17 protein-coding genes are annotated in these 19,734 nt (G+C 43.1%); 7 read left to right on the top strand and 10 right to left on the bottom strand.

Translation table 11 applies throughout. The features are described 5' to 3' along the window. The first annotated feature begins 230 nt into the window (after positions 1–230). The gene (locus AK824_RS08490) at positions 231–1,883 is read left to right on the top strand and encodes a BCCT family transporter (protein WP_057760694.1); all 1,653 of its coding nucleotides are present in this window, start codon (positions 231–233) and stop codon (positions 1,881–1,883) included. A gap of 143 nt (positions 1,884–2,026) precedes the next feature. Here AK824_RS08490 and AK824_RS08485 read toward each other — a convergent pair whose 3' ends face one another. The 8 genes from AK824_RS08485 to dnaQ form a co-directional block, all read right to left on the bottom strand. Next, entirely contained in the window at positions 2,027–2,383 is a 357-nt protein-coding gene (locus AK824_RS08485; protein WP_057760692.1) for a hypothetical protein, read from the bottom strand. Between the two features lie 232 nt (positions 2,384–2,615). Beyond that, positions 2,616–2,972, bottom strand: coding sequence for a DUF3144 domain-containing protein (locus tag AK824_RS08480; RefSeq protein WP_057760690.1), 357 nt, complete (start codon positions 2,970–2,972; stop codon positions 2,616–2,618). A gap of 76 nt (positions 2,973–3,048) precedes the next feature. Beyond that, entirely contained in the window at positions 3,049–4,215 is a 1,167-nt protein-coding gene (gene metK, locus AK824_RS08475; RefSeq protein WP_057760687.1) for a methionine adenosyltransferase, read from the bottom strand. Positions 4,216–4,703: 488 nt separating this feature from the next. Beyond that, positions 4,704–5,399, bottom strand: a complete 696-nt coding sequence (nth, locus tag AK824_RS08470; protein WP_057760685.1) for an endonuclease III — start codon at positions 5,397–5,399, stop codon at positions 4,704–4,706. A 120-nt stretch (positions 5,400–5,519) separates the two neighbouring features. Beyond that, positions 5,520–6,365, bottom strand: a complete 846-nt coding sequence (locus AK824_RS08465; RefSeq protein WP_057760683.1) for an RnfABCDGE type electron transport complex subunit B — start codon at positions 6,363–6,365, stop codon at positions 5,520–5,522. Positions 6,366–6,619: 254 nt separating this feature from the next. Continuing rightward, positions 6,620–7,564 (bottom strand): NAD(+) diphosphatase, encoded by a 945-nt coding sequence (gene nudC, locus AK824_RS08460; RefSeq protein WP_057760681.1) that lies wholly within the window; start codon positions 7,562–7,564, stop codon positions 6,620–6,622. A gap of 267 nt (positions 7,565–7,831) precedes the next feature. Next, on the bottom strand, positions 7,832–9,514 hold the full coding sequence (locus tag AK824_RS08455; RefSeq protein ID WP_057760679.1) for a hypothetical protein: 1,683 nt from the start codon (positions 9,512–9,514) through the stop codon (positions 7,832–7,834). A 147-nt stretch (positions 9,515–9,661) separates the two neighbouring features. Next, positions 9,662–11,320: a DNA polymerase III subunit epsilon gene (gene dnaQ, locus AK824_RS08450; protein ID WP_057760677.1), complete on the bottom strand. Its 1,659-nt coding sequence runs from the start codon at positions 11,318–11,320 to the stop codon at positions 9,662–9,664. Positions 11,321–11,669: 349 nt separating this feature from the next. Between dnaQ and AK824_RS08445 the strand changes: the two genes are divergently transcribed. Together AK824_RS08445 and AK824_RS08440 are read left to right on the top strand one after the other, a co-directional pair. Beyond that, positions 11,670–12,215, top strand: coding sequence for a hypothetical protein (locus tag AK824_RS08445; protein ID WP_227511142.1), 546 nt, complete (start codon positions 11,670–11,672; stop codon positions 12,213–12,215). A gap of 116 nt (positions 12,216–12,331) precedes the next feature. After that, positions 12,332–12,637 (top strand): hypothetical protein, encoded by a 306-nt coding sequence (locus tag AK824_RS08440; protein WP_057760675.1) that lies wholly within the window; start codon positions 12,332–12,334, stop codon positions 12,635–12,637. 122 nt (positions 12,638–12,759) lie between these two features. On the opposite strand, the gene AK824_RS08435 is transcribed toward AK824_RS08440, so the two are convergent. Beyond that, complete coding sequence (locus AK824_RS08435) at positions 12,760–13,239, bottom strand: YkvA family protein (protein WP_057760673.1); 480 nt, start codon at positions 13,237–13,239, stop codon at positions 12,760–12,762. Between the two features lie 204 nt (positions 13,240–13,443). Here AK824_RS08435 and AK824_RS08430 point away from each other — a divergent pair, with 204 nt between their 5' ends. Continuing rightward, a complete protein-coding gene (locus tag AK824_RS08430) occupies positions 13,444–14,721 on the top strand; it encodes an LD-carboxypeptidase (RefSeq protein ID WP_057760671.1) in 1,278 nt (425 codons plus the stop codon). Between the two features lie 19 nt (positions 14,722–14,740). Here the strand turns inward: AK824_RS08430 and AK824_RS08425 are convergent, their stop codons facing one another. Then, positions 14,741–15,763 carry a GlxA family transcriptional regulator gene (locus tag AK824_RS08425; RefSeq protein WP_057760669.1) on the bottom strand — a complete coding sequence of 341 codons (1,023 nt, stop codon included), beginning with the start codon at positions 15,761–15,763 and terminating at the stop codon, positions 14,741–14,743. Positions 15,764–15,944: 181 nt separating this feature from the next. Between AK824_RS08425 and AK824_RS08420 the strand changes: the two genes are divergently transcribed. From AK824_RS08420 to AK824_RS08410, 3 genes are read left to right on the top strand one after another with little or no spacing between them, the layout of a single operon-like run. Next, positions 15,945–17,750: an acyl-CoA dehydrogenase family protein gene (locus AK824_RS08420; RefSeq protein ID WP_057760668.1), complete on the top strand. Its 1,806-nt coding sequence runs from the start codon at positions 15,945–15,947 to the stop codon at positions 17,748–17,750. Between the two features lie 22 nt (positions 17,751–17,772). Then, positions 17,773–18,780 (top strand): NADP-dependent oxidoreductase, encoded by a 1,008-nt coding sequence (locus AK824_RS08415; protein ID WP_057760666.1) that lies wholly within the window; start codon positions 17,773–17,775, stop codon positions 18,778–18,780. A 3-nt stretch (positions 18,781–18,783) separates the two neighbouring features. Beyond that, positions 18,784–19,566, top strand: coding sequence for an SDR family NAD(P)-dependent oxidoreductase (locus AK824_RS08410; protein ID WP_057760664.1), 783 nt, complete (start codon positions 18,784–18,786; stop codon positions 19,564–19,566). The last annotated feature ends 168 nt before the right edge of the window (positions 19,567–19,734 follow it).

Raw genomic sequence — 19,734 nt, 5'->3', positions numbered from 1 at the left:
GTAAGACAGCTATTTAAGCCTTTAATAGAAGAAGCCCCAATTTATTTTTAAGTTGGGGCTTCTTTATTGGGTGAAGATACTTAAATTTATTCAGGACAAATTCATATTGTTGAAAATTATTACCGAAATGTTACTACCATTTCTATACATTCGGCAGTATTTACAAGGTGTTATATTTGATAATTCGTTCATACCTTGGTATGGTTACGCACTTTTTTGGGGATATACCTATGGATCATGTAAAAGTTGGCCGATTAGGCCCTTTTCCGCGGGTAAGTAAACCTGTATTTTTGACTTCAGCAATCCTGATACTGGCGTTCATTATTTTTGGCGCTTTATTCAACGAACAAGCAGAAGTAGTATTTAACCAAGCAAAAGCATTTGTCTCTTTACGCTTTGGCTGGTTTTTTATTGTCGTGGTCAATTTAACATTGGTCATGAGTATATATATGATATTTAGCCGCTACGGCGATATCAGACTCGGTCATCAGAATGAGAGACCAGAGTACAATATGGTTTCTTGGATTGGCATGTTGTTTTCAGCTGGTATCGGTATTGGGCTGCTTTATTGGGGCACCGCTGAGCCGCTGTATCACTTTATGGCACCACCATTAGGAGAGGCGGAGACAGTCGCCGCTGCCAAACAAGCGATGAATATCTCTTTCCTACATTATGGTCTACATGTATGGGCGCTATATGGCATGGTCGCGCTGTCGCTTGCTTATTTTCATTATCGAGTAGGTTTACCACTGGCTATCCGTTCGACACTTTATCCAATATTGGGTAAAAAGATCTACGGCGGTTGGGGTCATACGGTAGATACGCTCGCCGTATTTGGTACGATGTTTGGGGTAGTGACCACGTTAGGTCTTGGTGTCTTGCAGATTAACTCAGGCCTTGAGACATTATTTGGTATACCCAATAATATTACGGTGCAGATTATTTTGATTGGCCTTATCACCATGCTAGCAGGGTTATCTCTGTTTATGGGATTGGATAAAGGCATCAAGCGTCTAAGTGATACCAATATATTGTTCACTGTGATATTGCTAAGTTTTGTGATTATCTTTGGGCCTACGCAGTTTATTTTTAATAGCTTTGTAGAAAACATCGGTAACTATTTGCATCAAATCGTGCCATTAGGTCTATGGACAGAGTCTTATAGAGGCGAAGAAAACTGGCAAGCCTCTTGGACGATTTTCTATTGGGCATGGTGGATTAGTTGGTCACCATTCGTTGGGGTATTCGTTGCGCGTATCTCTCGTGGCCGTACCATCCGTGAGTTTATATTAGGCGTATTATTAATTCCTATCACGATATTGTTCCTGTGGTTTACTGCTTTTGGTGGTTCTGCGGTAAATATGGAGTTGGTGGCAGCAGCAGACCCTAACATAGTTAGCCCAGGTCTGATTGAAGCGGTCAAAGCCGATACAGGTAGCGCTATCTTTAAATTGATGGAGTCTTATCCATTAACGGGTGCGGTCAACTTGCTCATCGTGGTGATGATTGTCCTATGGTTTGTTACCTCATCGGATTCAGCCAGTTTTGTCATCGATATGCTGACATCAGGTGGTGATACCAATCCGCCAAAGATCCAGCGTTTATTTTGGGCAGGTTCTGAAGGTGTTATCGCAGCTGTATTATTGGCAGCAGGTGGTTTGAGTGCACTACAAGCGGCATCGATTGTCTCAGGATTTCCTTTTGCTATTGTGATCGTCGTGATGATGTATTCTCTATTGCGTGGTCTCAGTCGAGATCGTTTGATACTCTATCGTAATCAGCAATGGTTCACCACAGAAGAGTCAGCAGAGCACAACTCGGCCAATGAATTCCGTGATGAAGAGTTACTAAAAGGCCCACCAGCACTTGAGAAAGATGCTTAAGCGTTAGAGTTTATTTTCTAGCTACAAAAATACCCAGCTTGTCATAAGCTGGGTATTTTTATGGATGTTCAATATTTTTAATAAAAAATCTTCCAATACAGCAGCTTTCAGTACAGCAGATCTCGATACAACCACTTTATAGATCAGCTACATTCGCCTTTTGCATAACCAACGGATTCAGGGATATTACAGGCTGAGCAGGCATTACTAGCTGTTCGGTAGCTGATCACTGTTCCAACTTTCGTCTTTACACAGACGGGTTCATATTGTGCCGTACAGATATTGTTGGCAGGGTTAGCGGGTGGACATTGAGTAAGAGCACCTTCAAATTGCTGACTGATATCAGGACTGGATGGGGTAGGTGTTTGACCAGACGTGCCTACATCAGACATAGAGCTACAGCCAGTTAAAGCTAGAACTAATATCAATATAAGTGATGATGGTTTGAGCGAAGATTGATTAATTGTGGAAAATCGACGAGTAGATAGAGTTTGTTTCATAAAAAATGTCCTTATTAATAATATTCGATAGCGTCCTGTTATCGATGATGGATTTGCCTACTAATGATAAATATTTAGTCTTTTATGGTAGCTCATTTGTCGGTAGCTATCTACTTAAACACCATACAAAACCCCCAAGCTCAATGAAGCTTGGGGGTTTATTTTTTGCCATCAAATACTGATTTTACAACAGTATGTCTAAATCAAAAACATCTAGACTGACGAGATTCGCTTATTCAGCTGGTTTGTCGTCTTGATTTAGCTGCACGTACTTGTCAAAGTTTTGAGCATAATCAGTTAAATTATCGCTCAGCATTTGGCGATATTGTTTGACATAAAACTCGACAATATCGTCTTTTTCTTTGGCGAAATCATCACCTTTGACGAAGCCGATAGAGGCAACTGACGCGCTATAGCGTGCTGCAGCATATAATAAAGAAGCACCTACTTGACCTGAATGCGCTTCAGGGCCTAGCTGACTGTTGGCGATACCGATGATAGCGTCAGCACGTTGATAGAATGCCTGCATTTCAGGGGTGATTTCGATGTTAGCATCAGCGTTTTGGTCTTGAGTATTGTCTTGAGACATAAGCAACTCCTAATAATAAGTGTCAGTAGTTTTTAGTATATAAAAATGGTTGGTAAACGTTTTAAAATAGTGACTCTTATAAACCAGCGTCTGCTTTTAAGATATCAGCTTTGTCTGTTTTTTCCCACGTAAAGGCAGTCTCTGAGCCTGGACGACCAAAGTGTCCAAAGGTAGCAGTCTGCTGATACATTGGCTGTAGTAAGTTCAACATACGGGTAATGCCGTAAGGACGTAGGTCAAAGTGAGTACGAATCAAGCGAATGATTTCATCGTTACTGATTTTGCTAGTACCAAAAGTATTAACAGAGATAGAGGTAGGCTCAGCGACACCAATTGCATAGCTGACCTGTACTTCACAGCGCTCAGCAAGACCTGCTGCTACGATGTTTTTGGCCACATAACGTACCGCATAAGCAGCACTGCGATCCACTTTTGAAGGATCTTTACCACTGAACGCACCGCCACCATGACGTGCCATGCCGCCGTAAGTGTCAACAATAATTTTACGACCAGTCAGACCAGCATCACCAACAGGACCACCAATCACAAACTTACCAGTTGGGTTGATATGATAGCGTGTGCCAGCGTGCAATAAGTCAGCTGGTAGCACTTGCTTGATGATAGATTCCATCACCGCTTCTTGCAGATCTGACTGCGAGATGCTTGGATCATGCTGTGTTGATAATACAACAGCATCGATGGCGACAGGACGATTGCCGTCATACTTCAAGGTTACCTGCGCTTTGGCATCTGGACGTAACCAAGGTAGCTCGCCTGCGCGGCGCAGCTCCGACTGACGCTCCATCAAACGATGGGCATACTCGATAGGCGCTGGCATCAATACTTCGGTTTCATTACTTGCATAACCAAACATTAAGCCTTGGTCGCCTGCACCTTGCTCTTCAGGGTCGCTACGATCGACGCCTTGCGCGATTTCAGGAGATTGTTTGCCTAGCATGTTGATGACTGCACAAGTCTCGCCATCAAAGCCTAAATCTGAATGGTGATAGCCGATGCCATTTACAGTGTCACGCACCAGACGCTCTAAATCGATATTTGCGGTTGTAGTGATTTCACCTGCAAGTATGACTGCGCCTGTTTTTACTAAGGTTTCGCATGCCACACGTGCGTGCAGATCTTCACGTAAGATAGCGTCAAGGATAGCGTCTGATATTTGGTCAGCCATTTTGTCAGGATGGCCTTCGCTCACAGATTCTGAGGTAAATAAGTTGTATTCACGCATAATGGGATCGCTTAATTGAATCAATAAGGGTAGGAAAAGCAGCACATCTGGGTGCTGCTCTAATTAATTTTGACCACGCATTTACGCGGCAGATAATCGGTATTTCTTAATTTAAAATCGGTTTTAACTAAAATCTTTGCTAATAAATATGACCAAAGGGTGAGCGGACTATCATTCAATCAATATATAAAATGATACTGCCACGCTCTAATATGGCCTTGGCGATAACGAGTTGGGTCAGTACTTGCCCTAATAGACAACGCTAATGTGCAGATTGCCTTATCAGAAGCAGGGTAATGGCCAAAATCTCTTAACGCAAAATAGGGTTATTCTACCTTGAAACGTTATAAAACTCTAGTGAGCAACACTTGCTCTACTATAAGAAATGCTCAACAAGCAGTTCACTGCAATCAAAGGTGGTTACTGGATAGCAGTTTATCTAGCTGAGTAATTGGCTGTAGTAGCGTTTGCTTGAAATGAACAATACGTTACAACTCTAAAAATGCAGCTTTATCTTTGAACATGCATTCTTCATAGACAGGGCAAGCGCCGCATTTGGGTGTACGTGCCTGACAGGTATAGCGGCCGTGTAAGATAAGATAATGATGGGCGTCTACGATGAAGTCTTCTGGAATTCGCTCGACTAGCTTTTTTTCGACGATAAGTACGGTTTTACCAGTGGCAAGCCCAGTACGATTGCCCACCCGAAAGATATGCGTGTCAACGGCCATGGTCGGCTGGCCAAAAGCCGTATTTAACACAACGTTAGCAGTTTTCCGGCCGACACCTGCCAGTGATTCTAAATCTTTGCGGTTATCAGGAACGGTGCTATCAAATTTCTCAATCAAATCACGGCAGGTTTTGATGACGTTTTTTGCTTTGGCATTATATAGACCAATGTTTTTGATATAGGATTTGAGACCGTCTTCGCCTAGTGCCAGTATTGCCTCAGGTGTGTTAGCTACTGGGTACAATTGCTTGGTAGCAATATTGACACTGACATCAGTCGCTTGTGCGGACAGAATTACCGCGATAAGTAACTCAAAATTACTGTCATAATTAAGTTCGGTGACAGGCTCATCAATAGTCGCTGCTAGCTTTTCAAAGAACGGACGCACGTCACGATTGGGCATTCGTCTTGAGGGCGGCGTGTCAGCTGTTTTATGTTTGACCGTTTTACTCATGGCATTTTGACTATTATTTTGATGAATGATGGTGCCAAATTATATGCTAGCGCTAGCATTCATGTTAATGATTAAAGTATCAATTTATTAACGCATTCACTGCGTAGTCAGCTATTACCGTTATAGCGCTACTTGCAATGACTCAAGCTCGGCTTGTAAGGATTCGAGCTCTGCTTGTTTCTTATCGTTTGCACGCACACTCAGTTGCTTTTCTAGTTTTTTGATTTTGGTACGGAGCTTGGCAGCTGCAATGGTATTTTTCGCTTGCGACTCACTGATATTTAGAGTCTGACTTGCTGCGTTATTGAGCTTAGCTTCTACCATACTAACGACAGGTCTACTATTGCTCGTATCGGCAAGCTGTTCTGTGACGCGTTTTAAATGAGTGTGGTAGCGTTGTCTCAAATCTTCTTGCTCTGCTATTCGCTCAGGCTCAGATATTTCCCGATCAACCGTGACTAAGTCAATGCAATCAACAGGGCAGGGCGCGATACATAGCTCACAGCCCGTGCACAAATCTGTAAAAATCGTATGTATATGCTTGCCAGTACCAACGATAGCATCGACTGGGCAAGCAGGAATACATTTGGTGCAGCCGATACAGTCATTTTCACGGATAACCGCACGAACCTCCGTCGGACGTTCAGAAGTGGCATCTATTGGCCACTGTGAAGGCACCGCCGTCAACGTAGTGTTAGGAGTGTCTATATCGAGAGTCTGAGCAATCGCATTGGTGACTGGCTGACCACCGGGCACACATTTATTATACGGCTCGCCATCTAATACAATCGCAGCGGCATATGGCAGGCAACCATCTGGATGCTCACATAGTCCGCACTGCGTCTGTGGCAAACATGCATCCACACGTGCAATTTTTGCCTGTATGTCAGCGGGCAAGGTATCAATGTGTAATGCATCGAATAAGATAGGTAGATTGACTAAGCGTATATTGGTGCTACTTTGCATTTAATTAAGGACCTTAATACCAGTCGTAAGAATTGGTATTAGTATAAATAGAGATGAAATATTGAGAAAGCGGTCTTTGTAAAACAGTATCTATAAGAGCATCTGCTCTGTCAGCGTGTTACTGCTCATTTTGGCGTGTTACTTACTAAAAATAAATTTAAAGTAAAACGCTTATCACAGGAGCAGCGATTTTAAAGAGATGAGATTGAAAATACAATACTATAGCGTAATGTGTGTTTATAGATAAGGACTGATTATAAATCTATATTTTGTTCTTTAGCCACTTGGTCAATCAAATCGCGAGCGATACTACCCTTTGGCGGAATTCTGGGTAGGTTTGAGAGATCAAAGAAATCAGCATGTGCGAGCTCATCTTCTTGCAAGATAATATCGCCACTGGCATACGAGGCTCGAAAACCAAGCATCAAGTTAGAGGGGAATGGCCATGGCTGACTGCTCACATAGCGGATATCTGATACGCTGATATTGACCTCTTCTGCGACTTCACGTACTACGGCATGCTCCAAACTCTCTCCAACTTCTACAAACCCTGCGATCAAACCATACATTGGCGGTAGGTTTTGCTGTCCATGACGATGATGGTGAGCCAGTAAAATTTGCATCTCACCTGTCATTGGATTTGGACGAGTAATAGCAGTAATGACGCATGGTTGTACGCGGGGATACTGGCGCAACCGACATACTGGACAAACCATGGCACGTTCGCCTTGGTCAGCATTTACAGTAGGGCTAGCACAGCGACTACAAAACTGTGTATCTGCTTGCCAGCTTAATAGCTGTATTGCTTGGCTAATCTGATCTGACAAGGCGACTGGCAAATGAGTCATCAGTTTTCGATAAGGAACAAAAGTGTTGCCACTGCTTTCAGCAATAATTGGTAGCGTTACGTTATGAGCAACTGCATAGTCATAAGTCATGGCGCTCGTAGCTTGAGCAGTAAAGCTATGAGCCATATTGGCATCAACCGTATTATCTGCATGGTTGCCAGTGCTATTGTTATCGTCTGATAGCCAATGATTTGGTGCTAGGCTCTCATGCAGCGTTACATGACCAACTTGATAAGCTTGCTCATTTGAGTCATTACTATCGGGCGATAGCTGAACTTGCAAAGGCCACCAACCATCTGGCATTTGACGGCATAAGATACTGTCATCACTTAATACAAAAGCATGGGCCATATAAAATTCCAAACATTATAAAGTAAGTCCGCATCGACGTAGACACAGACTGTTTTAGAGTAAAATATCATCAATTCTATGTAAACCAGATATCCAGATATCCATACATATTGTCAGGCTGGTTCAGCCTAATAACTAGGCTAGTTTAACCTAATGACTGTAGCACTTTCACGTGCCTGACTTGTACCTACATTGTCTTGAGTTATCTGTATTTAAATGAGATGTCATGGCTCAGAGATAATGACCATGACATGACAATGAGAAAAGTTAAGCAGCAAGTAGGTGGCTTAAGCTTTGTTGACCAACATCAAGTGCTTGCTTGCTAACAGGGCGATTATTCTCAAAACCATCTAAGTGATGATCGACCGCCATGATGACATCAGCGATGCAGGCTAACGTACCGTCTTCGATACGTCGTCCGCCATCGATACGTTGTTCGATATAGTTGGCTAGCTGACTCAGCATGCTGGCAGGTGTGGGCAGTTGTAAGAAGCGTACTGCGCCTGCTACTTGTCGCATCATCCCAGGAATATTTTGGATATTAAGCATATCGCGCTCAGGCTCCGCCAAATAATCATTGATGGCTTGCTCAGCACTAGCAATCGCAGTTCGGCTTTCTTGTATCAAGGTATCATTGGCCGTATTAAGCTGATGCAATGAAATATGCGGGTTATTCAGTGGCAGATAGATTGCCCCTGGTGTATGCATCTCTGCCATAGCAATAGTGGCGTTCTCTGCATGCATTAATGCTAGTAGCAAATGATCGAAGTCTTCAGGAGAAGGCGCTTGCCAATGGCTCACAGCTTCTGCTGCTTCGCTAAGACTATTGGCTGCGTTGGACAGACCTAATAAACGCAATGCCGAACTAAGCTCAGTCAACTCTTTAATAATCTGCGCTGTCTGCATGTCAATAGGATTAATTGAATCGCCACGTGCATAACTGTCTACGTGTTCTTTAATGTTATTGATCTGATGTTGAATAATTGTGTTCAACGTATCGGTAAGTTCGCGGTTAGGACCGAATAAAAAGCGCTTCATCTGTTCTAGCTGAGCACCTTCTAAATGATTGCTTGCATACTGTTCACGTAGTTGATGCGCTTGCTCGTTATTACGTTGACAGGCAAAGCTCACTAAATCTGCAAAACGGGTATCCATTACTGGTAAATAGCTTTGAAATTGCTGCTCTAAATAGATAAGTGTGTGTTTTTGACTTAGGTTTAATGGTAATACTGCTGCGATATCAGTCACGGCAGCAGTCGCCGCTTGCCAAAACAAACTATCAGTATTTGCAGCGATTAATGCACAAGCTGCACTCATAGCATCCAGCTTTTGCTGATCCTTGGAGTCAATGTTGCCATCTTGATTAAGTAGTGCAACCGCAAGGCCACTACGATACGCGTTGGTCAGCAGCTCTGTGTCTAGATTAAGCGTGCTTAGAGATTCAAAGTTTTGTTCAGGATTAGCGATGATGACACTACTGCTACCAAATGCAGAAAAATAGTCTGCTGTAATAGGAGCTTTTTGACTATGTGCATTAAGCTTGTTGATTACAGGTATCAGTAGAGTAGGCTCTACCGATTCAGTCAATAGGACAAACTCGACATAACGATCCAAGGTCATGATGGCTTCTGATAGATCCATGATTAAATCAGTATCATTGTTGTCACCATTGTCATAAAGTCTCTGTAGACCACCAACAATGGCATCATTCAATGCTTCTGCACCGACCAAAGAAATCAGTTTGAAAATACAAGACAGTTGCTTTAATACTTCGATAGAGTCTGACAACAAAGGCGCCTGACTACTATCATCATTGAACTCACCTAAATGAATCTCGGTGTCTTTAAGCGTTGCTATAACCTCATCATGCAGTAAATGGAGTGATGGTAGATTAAAATCAGTAACACTAAGCGTTGGGGCGGTTAGCTTCATTTGCGCAGACTGGTCCATAAGTATTTTTCCATAATGTACTGATGAGAATAGCAATATGATAAATTTGATTTAGAAAGTATTAGCTAGTGATGTTTTAACGCTTTCTATCATAATAATCAAGACTAAATTATACAAATGTCGGTTCAATAAAAATTCGAACGATAATTATATGCTAGCTTTTAGGGCAGGATAATCTTCTGCCAAAGCCGTATACCAGCTTTGGTCAGCAGTTTCATCCGCCGTTGATGCCAGCAATAAATTCGCTAAATTGGCGAAACTTGCATGAGCAGTTTGTCCGCCATCGGTATCTGTATCCTCTTCGATAGCGAGCGTGACCTGTCCACCAGTCATCGCTAAATAAACTTCGGCTAAAATCTCTGAGTCAAGTAATGCCCCGTGAAAAGTACGGTCCTGCTTACCAACATCTAGGCGACGCACGAGGGCATCTAGCGTGTTTTTTTGCCCCGGGTATTGCTGCTTGGCCATCGCCAGTGAATCGGTTACTTGCACTCGATTAGCAAAGTCATTCAGACCAACTTTTGCAAACTCCATATTTAAGAAGTTCATATCAAAAGTAGCGTTGTGAGCGATAATCTCAGCGCCGTCCATAAAGTCATACAAAGACTGAGCCACTTGGTCAAAGGTCGGCTTGTCAGTCAAAAACGCTTCAGAGATACCATGAATACGAATGACTTCGTCATCCATACCGCGCTGCGGATTGATATAAACGTGCAGCTTTTCACCAGTAAACTTACGTCCGACCAGCTCCACAATACCGACCTCGATAATACGATCGCCTTTTAGAGCATCAAGCCCTGTGGTTTCTGTATCCATGATAAGCTGGCGATCTGCTTCATGGCGGTGTATCGGCTTTGGTAGTAGTGGCTTGAAATATGGGTTGGCACGGCTAGTATCCCCATCGAACTTAGGGGCATCAGATTCTACACTTGGCAACATATCATTGTCGACGGTGTCATCTAGGTGCGTTTGAATATCTGGCATAGCTTTGGTACTCGTCGGGTTGTATGTATTGTCTTGATGGCTGTTAGATTCTACAGCAATGTCTTCATCTATCTTAAGGGTGTTAGCTGTACTCTGACTATCTTCTCTGAGCGGCTCAGGTTCTAAGAGCTCTTCATCAAACTCATCGTCCATCATATCTAGACCCAATGGATCGAAACTTAGCCAGTCAGCGCTAGATGATTTTTGCGAAGTATCAATGTTAGTGTCAGTATTAGTATCAATGTTAGGATTAATGTCATTCACTATTTGGTCTTTTTTTTTAGTCGTATCTGCTTCATTGAGCCTAGCTGAATGGTCGCTGTTTGAGGTGACACCTAGGTTTGCCAGCTCGTCTGCTTTTTCATTACCCGCATGTCCAGCGTGACCCTTGACCCAATGCCAGCTAACATCACGCTGTTGGCAGAGCTTATCCAATTGTTGCCATAGGTCTTGATTGGCGACTGGCTTTTTACTGGCAGTTTTCCAGCCCTTTTTCTTCCAACCTTCAATCCATTCAGTTATGCCTTTTTTGACATAACTGGAGTCAGTCCAAATCTCAAGAGTATGCTCATGCGGGCTATGCGTCAGGGCTTGTATCGCACCCATTAGTTCCATACGGTTATTGGTGGTTTCTTTGTCGCCGCCGTATAAATCTTGAGTGCTGCCATCACTAAATATAAGATGTGCGCCCCAGCCGCCAGCGCCAGGATTGCCTTTGCAAGCACCATCAGTATAGGCCACAGTGGTGTTTGTTTTAGCAGCCAATGGATCAATCGCGTTGTCTTTATGAGTGTTTGGCATTGAATTACGGTTGTCTGACATAAAAGAGTATGGACCTGATAAGTGGTAAGCATAGGGTAGTACTAGAGCATCTCGTTTACGTTATTCGAACGATGATGATGACGTTGTGAGTATAGCAAATCTATCATAAATATGGGCAGTCGTGACGCACAAAGTCAGAAAACCGCTACGGTAACTTATAACATAATAGTAACGTCTTGGTTTTCTGTTAAAATAGTGAAGCTCGCTGAAAGGCTCTAGTTTTTAGTAAAAGAATCGTTTTTGCTACAAAGATACCCAAGTGCATTTTTCGTATCTGCTATTTTATGGTTTTTTGACAATAGTACACTTAATAAAAGTTTTTAATGCATGATTGCAGGATAACCCCATTATGTCCTTACGCTCGAATTTATTTAATAAGAGACTGACGTATTTGATGCTCAGTGTAACTACTAGCAGCGCGATTTTTCTGAGTGCTTGTAATGATACTAGCCCTCAAGAAGATACCGAAGTTGCGGCAGATCTGTCTGTCTTTGAAGGTTGTTATACGGTGAGTCAAGATGAGCCTGCACAGATAAAGGTCAGCAAACAAAATGACACTTGGGTGATGCAGATGAAAGAGCCCGTCACTGCTAAGCGCGTCTGGGATACTCCAGAGCCGTTAGAAGTGATAGACAATAGCGACATACCGCAGTTTTTCTCTATCGATCCAGATAATGTCGATGCGGTTATTGGTCGTCCTGATCGAGTGCTTGTATTGGCGCACGTCAAACCAGCTTACGCAAATATTGATCCGCTCTTAGACAGCGAATACTTGTCGTACATTTATCGAGGCGCTAACACGATCTACCGCGTGGAGTGCGATGAGGTGAATACCGATATTTTAGCCAATCCACATGCCGATCTTATTATCGATAATGTCGACGACAGTATTTAAATAAGCATTGATGATAGTATTTAGATAAGTATCGACTATAAATATCATTGTTGATGGATGATATTTTCATAGACAGTATTTTGTTATAAACAGTCATACCATTAGAGTTAAGCGATATGAACTTTTTCAGTTACGTGGTGTTAGGCGGGTTTTCTTATGCAGCTGGTTGGGGGGTAAGAACGTATGTATTAGACAAACAACCGACGCCTGAGCAGCCTTATAATTTGAAACATCCTGCGATTTTGGCATATTTGGGTGCATTTTTTATTATCATGTTGATCGTCTCTTGGCTGCTTGGTCGCTATGCACTTGGTCATGCTGCGATTGATTTACCTTTCATTATTGTCAATAGCCTCGTTGCGACATTCGTCTACTCGTTTGGTCTCAATCCAGAAAAAGCTAATTATGAAGTGCCTGATTAAAATTTAACGACAGATGAATCATGAGAACTAAGAAGCCACGACCGAAAAGTTAATTCGCGGTCGTGGCTTTTTTAATACTGTGATTATGAATCACTTTTTTTAATCGCTAAAAGTATTAATATTTATGAGGCTTTCTTCAGGTTAGTACCAGTCTCGTCGCTGTCTTTCTCATCAGTACTAGTCTTGTCGTTATCAGTCTTATCCGTATCATTGTTAGATTCTAACTTATCCTTAGTAGCTGATTGTTCCTGCTTCCATTCTTTGTATTTTTGTAGATCTTTTCTGGCCTGCTTCAAACAAAATTTAAGTACTAGCGCATCATCGATATAGCCGATAAACGGAATAGAATCAGGAATGATGTCAATTGGATTTAGCACATAGAGCGCACCAATAACGCCAGCTGAAATTGTTTTGAAAGGGATCTTACGGTAGTCACCTTTGTAATAATCTTTGACGAGACTCATAAATAGCATTAGATCATCACTAAACGGCTCAAGGTAGCCGCTATCTTCTAACTTTTCTTTCAGCTTATCTTCTTTGCCTAGCAAGTATTCCAAATTAGAGTCAAGTGACTTGTTTTTATCGGTTTTTTTATTAAACATAATTATTACCTTTTGTTTTTTGCGATGAATTTGTATTTACAGTAACAAATCTAATCGACCTATATTGTGTGTCTCAGTAGCGAAAAAGTAAATATCGGTAAAGATTAGGCAACCATTAGTGTGAGAAAAGCGTCTACAATATGCTGCCACAAGGTCTAAAAACATAAGTCATAAAAAATAAAAGCGATAAGGTAGCAGTAAGATATGGGGATTAAGCGTCAGTCATGGACAGATGATAAAAACAGTCATGCAACTGAAACAACATCTGGGCTAAACCGTCGGCAATTTCTACGTCGAATCGGTGTGAGTGCAGGCACAGCAGTATTAGCGAGCCAAGGTATGTCTCAAGCGCTTGCAGCCAGTCCTATCGAGTCTGGCAATAACTCGCAGCTGACCAAGGATGATCTGCCAACTTCGTTATTGGATAATAGCTCATCATCACAAATGTCACGGGAATCACTGACGCAGGCAGGTTGTATCACGCCTAAGATTGAGACACGACTTTTTGCCAGCTCCAATGTCGGTGGTAGTGATGAGCGTAATCAGTTGGCATTAGATCGCGTGGCTTGTGCTGGGTTTAAAGTAGAAAATCCTGCTATTACCAATCGTCAGTATTTACGCTTTGCAGGAACGGACTCACAACGTGCTAGCGATTTTCAAAACCTTGCCACTGGGGCAATAGCCGCGCCAAAACTACTGCTAGGTGTGCGCGGTGGTTACGGTGCCATGCGCATATTGCCTATGGTGGATTGGTCGACGCTAGGACGGATTATGAAAGAGCGCGGCACGATACTCGCAGGCTTTAGCGATGTGACGGCTATTCAGTGTGCGCTATTGGCAAAAGGGTCAATGAGCTCACTTGCCGCGCCAATGCTCTATAGTGAGTTTGGTAAAACCACACCTGATAAAGTCAGCTGTCAGCAGTTTGTTGAAGCACTGACCAATCCTACTCTGACTATCAGCATACAAGATGCCTCGCTAACCAGTCAGCAGCTACCTGCCATACTGACAAAAGGTGAGCCGAAACCGTTAACTGGTACGATTTGGGGTGGTAACTTAAGTGTCGTATCAGCGCTGGCAGGTAGTGAGTATTTACCACGTATCGATGGTGGTATTGTGTTTTTAGAAGATGTCGGCGAGCAGGCGTATCGTATTGAGCGCATGTTATATGACTTATATCTCGCAGGTGTGTTTAAAAATCAGCAAGCGATTGTATTTGGGGCATTGTCTGGTACGGGCGAGGACAGCTATGACAAACGTTATGATGTTGCCACAGTCATTCGTCAGCTGCATGAATTGACAGGATTGTCGATATATAGTGGTATGCCTTTTGGTCATATCGGCAAAAAATACAGCTTTCCGCTAGGAGCGATTTGCCAGCTGAGTCCTAATGCAAATGGCGGCTATCAGTTGGCATTTACCGATTATCCAACCATCAAGGCTGATGCCATCCAAGTAGAAAGCTTGTGGCAGACTGCTTAAACGCTAATCACTGTCCTTTTTAAATAGCCAACCGTGAAAATTTATCTTGGTACTCTTTAGGCGTCAGCTCTGTCGCACGTTTAAATAGACGCGTGAATGAAGAGATATCATCGTAGCCTACTTGATCGGCAAGCGACTTTATCGATACATCGCCTAATTCAAGTAAGCGTTTGGCTTGTTCAATTCTAACGGCCTGAATATATTCAATCGGTCGCATCGCCACGCAGGACTGGAAGCGCCTGTTTAAAGTGCGCGGGGTAATATTTACCATAGCGGCTAAACTACTGACCTGCAAAGAATGCTGAAAGTTTTCTTCGATATATTCTTGGACTTGTTTAATCAAATGGTCGGAATGCGGCTTGTGCAAGGTCACATTAGTATAGCTATTTTGACTACCTCTTTTGCTATCAATAATTTGGGTTTTTGCCACTTGTGTAGAAATCTCACGTCCGCAGTACCGCTCTATCAATAATAGCCCCAAATCATAAAAGGCGCTGCCACCAGCTGCACAAAATATATTGCCTGACTGGTTTGTTGAGTCGCTTCTTGAATGGGTAACAAATTGATTCTCTTGTAAGTCCACCAATGGAAAATCTACCTTAAACTTATTGGCATAGCCCCAGTGTGTGGTGGCTATCTTATGATCTAATAATCCCGCCTTTGCCAAAAAAAATGCACCGCTACAATTGCTTGCTATATCGGCCTTGGTATTCGCAAGCCGTACTAAATGTGGCAGTAGCTCACTGTTCTGCGTCAATACCTTATCAATAGAATCGCCAATGGTGGGCACAAGCAATAAATCGCACTCTGTCACGTCTCGGATATCACAGTGGGCTTGCATGATTAAGCGGTTGCTGCACCTAATATCGCCGCCACCCAAGCTTGCGATTTGCACATTAAACCGTGGCTCTACAGACTCATTTGAAAAGCGCTGCCAGCTGACCCCTGTGAATGAAAACAAGTCCAGTGCGCCAGATAGTACACTACCGAGCACGCCATCGAAGCCAAGAATAATCATTTTAAAAGGTTTGAAATAGGGCATAAGACACTCGTTTCCTTTGCTGTGCTTACCAAAATAGCCATTATTTGGTTGATTTTAACTGGTTAGATACTCTGTTTATGTCTTATTTGACCATAATTATGTCATAAATGACAATACGGACAGGTATCAAATTAGACTAATATCAATTGATAACCACATTTAATCAGTTAACGAGAATACTATGGCCGCAGATACCCTCCTAAACGATTTTGAATTACCTTTCCAGTTGTATGATGTACTAGGCACGGAATCACTCACCGAGCACGCAAAGTTCTCAGAACATAGCCGTGAGACATTTGATGCTGTATTAGAGACGGCAAATAAGATTGCGACAGATTTATTTTTACCGCACAACCATATTGCGGATAAGAACGAGCCGCAGTTCGATGGTAAAAAAGTCAGCATGATAAACGATGTGAAAGTCGCTTTTGATGCGTTCCGTGAGTCAGGGTTTATCGCCGGTCGTTATAGTTTTGAAGACGGTGGTATGCAACTGCCTGAGACGGTGATGACTGCTGTGGCAGGCTACTTTATGGCAGCCAATCCATCAACGACTGCCTATCCATTTTTGACCACGGCGGCAATCAACGTCATCTCGCATTTTGCTAGTGATGATATCAAAGCAGCCTTTATGCCGCGTATGCTGACAGGTGAATTCACCGGCACCATGGCATTGACTGAGCCGCATGCAGGTTCGTCGCTTGCCGATATCAAAACCATCGCTGTAAAACAGGATGATGGCTCGTACCGTGTCAAAGGCAGCAAGATTTATATCTCAGCAGGTGATCATGAGTTGTCTGACAATATTGTACATTTGGTATTGGCCAAAGTGCCAGGTGGTCCAGGCGGCGTCAAAGGTATCTCTTTATTTGCCGTGCCTAAGTATCGCTTGAACGATGACTTGTCTGTTGGCGAGCGCAACGATGTACATCTGACTGGACTGATTCATAAGCTTGGTTATAGAGGTGCAACTTCTACGGCATTGAGCTTCGGTGACGAAGGCGATTGTCACGGGTATTTAATCGGCGAAGAGCATTTTGGCTTGCGCTATATGTTCAAAATGATGAATGAGGCACGTATTGCAGTTGGTTTTGGCGCTTCTATGATTGGTTATCGCGGCTATCAGTACTCGCTAGATTATGCCAAAGACCGTACACAAGGTCGCATTGCGCCAAACAATAAGCCTGAAGATGATGCAACGGCTATTATTCAGCATGGTGATGTAAAGCGCATGCTATTGGCACAAAAAGCCTATTCTGAAGGCGGCATCTCATTATGTCTATATGGTTCAAACCTAATTGACCGTATCAACACTTGCGAAGACGAAAAACTAAAAAATGAGCTAACCGAGTTGTTGGATTTGCTAACGCCAGTGCTAAAAGCATGGCCATCTGAGTATGGCCCAAAAGCCAATGACTTAGGTATTCAAGTATTGGGCGGCGCAGGCTATACGCGTGAATATCAGGCTGAGCAGTTTTGGCGTGACAATCGTCTAAATCCTATCCATGAAGGCACAAACGGTGTGCAGGCATTAGATTTGTCATTCCGCAAGTTATGGCAAAAAGGTGGGTTGGGTATTCAAATCCTAAAACGTGAGATTACACAAGATTTAGAAAGCATCACGACACCTGAGAGCGCACAACTTGCAGGCAAGCTGATGCCTTATATGGGCCAGTTGCATGAAGTGCTCGTGCATTTGGGCAAAGTGTTGCAGACAGAAGAAGCGCTGACATTGACTGGTAATGCTCAAGCACTAATGAATATTTTTGCCTCAATTGTACTGAGCTGGATTTGGATTCGTCAAGCCAGTAAAGCTGAGCAGCTACTAAGTACGACGCAAGATGTCGAGCAGCAAAACTTCTACAAAGGCAAGATACAAGCGGCCAAATACTTCATCGATTGGGAACTACCATTAGTTAAACGCGACATCGAATTATTAACCAACACCAACTCAGTTTGCACTGATATGCAAACAGAATGGTTCTAAGGACAACTCTAAGGAAAGAGACATGACAACGATAAATAAACAATGGCGCCTAAAAGCAAGACCTGTAGGCGAGCCAAGCGCTGAAACTTGGGATTATACCGAGACAGAAATACCGACGATTACCGATGGTCAGTTGCTGATTAAGGTTGAATACATCTCTATCGATCCGGCGATGCGTGGTTGGCTGAACGATGCCAAATCTTATATCGCGCCAGTACAAATTGGTGAAGTTATGCGCGCCGGTACTGTGGGTGAAGTGATTGAAAGTAAGCATGAGAAATTTGCAGTAGGTGACTATGTCGCAGGTCACGACGGTGTACAGTCATATGCGGTCAGTGATGGCACAGGTCTGCATAAAGTTGATCCAAGTCTAGCGCCGCTGTCTTACTACTTAGGCGTACTTGGTATGCCAGGTATGACAGGGTATTTCGGTCTGCTGAAAACGGGTCAGCCAAAAGCAGGCGAAACGGTAGTAGTATCAGGAGCTGCTGGTGCGGTTGGTAGCTTGGTTGGTCAGATTGCCAAAATTAAAGGCTGCCGTGTCGTTGGTATCGCGGGCGGTGCTGAGAAATGCAAATTCTTGGTCGATGAGCTTGGGTTTGATGCGACGATTGATTACAAAAACGAAGATGTGAAAAAAGCACTAAAGAAAACCTGCCCAGATGGCGTCGATGTGTACTTTGACAACGTAGGCGGTGATATCTTAAATGACGTGCTTACTCAGATCAATCTGCATGCGCGTATCGTTATTTGCGGGGCTATCAGCCAATATAACAATACCACAGCAGTAAAAGGCCCATCGAACTATTTATCATTATTGGTCAATCGTGCTCGCATGGAAGGCATCGTAGTATTCGATAATATCAAAGAATATCCAATCGCAATGAAGGATATCGCTGACTGGATTCAGTCAGGCGATATGAAAGTAAAAGATCATATCGTTGAAGGTATCGAGACGTTCCCTGATACTTTGATGATGCTCTTTAACGGTGAAAATTTTGGCAAACTAGTACTTAAGGTAGAGGGATAGATCATGACACTGAATACAAATGGAATTGCATCAGATGTAGCTGGCAAACGAATTTTGATCACGGGCGGTGCGTCAGGCATCGGTGCAGCAAGTGCATTATTACTAGCCAGTCGCGGCGCAAAAGTCGTCATTGGTGATATGGCAGAAGAAATGGGCGAAGCAGTTGCTAAACAAGGTCAAGATGCTGGCAACAGTATCGTCTTCAAAAAAGTAGACGTGACCAGTGGTGATGAAGTGCGTGCGTTATTTGATTTTGCAGTAGAAACGCTTGGTGGCTTAGATGTTGTGGTAAACAACGCTGGTATCGACCACAAGCCTTCACCAATGCATGAGCTAAGCGATGATGATTTTGATCGTAATATCGCCGTGAATTTAAAAGGTGTGTGGCACTGTATGCGTGCTGCGGTCAATTGTATGCTGCCTAATGGCGGTGGTCATGTGATCAACGTCGCATCTATTGCAGGTCTGCGTTCAGCGCCTATGATCTCAGCCTACAGTGCAGCTAAACATGGGGTCATGGGTCTGACCAAATCTGCTGCCCATGAGTATGCTCGTGCCAATATCCGTTTTAACGCGGTATGCCCAAGCTTCATTGATACGCCAATGGTACGCAATACCATGGCAACGATGGATGAGCGTACGCAGCAAGCAACGATTAAGGCCAGTCCACTGCGCCGCCTAGGAAACGTTAGTGAAATCTCTAGTGCAATTGCATGGCTTGCCAGCGATGAAAGCAGCTTTATGAACGGTCATGCCTTCACCTTAGATGGTGGTATGCTAGCGTAACCGTGATCGTTGAGCGCTCTTTGTTCATTTCATTAGTGCTCGATAATCGCTGTTAGTTTTGACAGCGATTATCTGCGTTTAGTTATCTGATTTTAGATACACGTTTTAGATACATGAATTTAGCGCTCAAAAATTATTGAAAATATAAAATTTATAAAAATATAAGGA

Origin of the sequence: Psychrobacter sp. P11G3 (assembly GCF_001435845.1) — a bacterium.
Taxonomy (GTDB): Bacteria; Pseudomonadota; Gammaproteobacteria; order Pseudomonadales; family Moraxellaceae; genus Psychrobacter.
This window is presented reverse-complemented; position numbering and strand designations above follow the sequence as displayed.

Bases quoted from the DNA above. Each gene is read 5' to 3' on its own strand.
- AK824_RS08490 (WP_057760694.1), top strand. From the start codon at position 231: ATGGATCATGTAAAAGTTGGCCGATTAGGCCCTTTTCCGCGGGTAAGT.
- AK824_RS08485 (WP_057760692.1), bottom strand. From the start codon at position 2,383: ATGAAACAAACTCTATCTACTCGTCGATTTTCCACAATTAATCAATCT.
- AK824_RS08480 (WP_057760690.1), bottom strand. From the start codon at position 2,972: ATGTCTCAAGACAATACTCAAGACCAAAACGCTGATGCTAACATCGAA.
- metK (WP_057760687.1), bottom strand. From the start codon at position 4,215: ATGCGTGAATACAACTTATTTACCTCAGAATCTGTGAGCGAAGGCCAT.
- nth (WP_057760685.1), bottom strand. From the start codon at position 5,399: ATGAGTAAAACGGTCAAACATAAAACAGCTGACACGCCGCCCTCAAGA.
- AK824_RS08465 (WP_057760683.1), bottom strand. From the start codon at position 6,365: ATGCAAAGTAGCACCAATATACGCTTAGTCAATCTACCTATCTTATTC.
- nudC (WP_057760681.1), bottom strand. From the start codon at position 7,564: ATGGCCCATGCTTTTGTATTAAGTGATGACAGTATCTTATGCCGTCAA.
- AK824_RS08455 (WP_057760679.1), bottom strand. From the start codon at position 9,514: ATGGACCAGTCTGCGCAAATGAAGCTAACCGCCCCAACGCTTAGTGTT.
- dnaQ (WP_057760677.1), bottom strand. From the start codon at position 11,320: ATGTCAGACAACCGTAATTCAATGCCAAACACTCATAAAGACAACGCG.
- AK824_RS08445 (WP_227511142.1), top strand. From the start codon at position 11,670: ATGTCCTTACGCTCGAATTTATTTAATAAGAGACTGACGTATTTGATG.
- AK824_RS08440 (WP_057760675.1), top strand. From the start codon at position 12,332: ATGAACTTTTTCAGTTACGTGGTGTTAGGCGGGTTTTCTTATGCAGCT.
- AK824_RS08435 (WP_057760673.1), bottom strand. From the start codon at position 13,239: ATGTTTAATAAAAAAACCGATAAAAACAAGTCACTTGACTCTAATTTG.
- AK824_RS08430 (WP_057760671.1), top strand. From the start codon at position 13,444: ATGGGGATTAAGCGTCAGTCATGGACAGATGATAAAAACAGTCATGCA.
- AK824_RS08425 (WP_057760669.1), bottom strand. From the start codon at position 15,763: ATGCCCTATTTCAAACCTTTTAAAATGATTATTCTTGGCTTCGATGGC.
- AK824_RS08420 (WP_057760668.1), top strand. From the start codon at position 15,945: ATGGCCGCAGATACCCTCCTAAACGATTTTGAATTACCTTTCCAGTTG.
- AK824_RS08415 (WP_057760666.1), top strand. From the start codon at position 17,773: ATGACAACGATAAATAAACAATGGCGCCTAAAAGCAAGACCTGTAGGC.
- AK824_RS08410 (WP_057760664.1), top strand. From the start codon at position 18,784: ATGACACTGAATACAAATGGAATTGCATCAGATGTAGCTGGCAAACGA.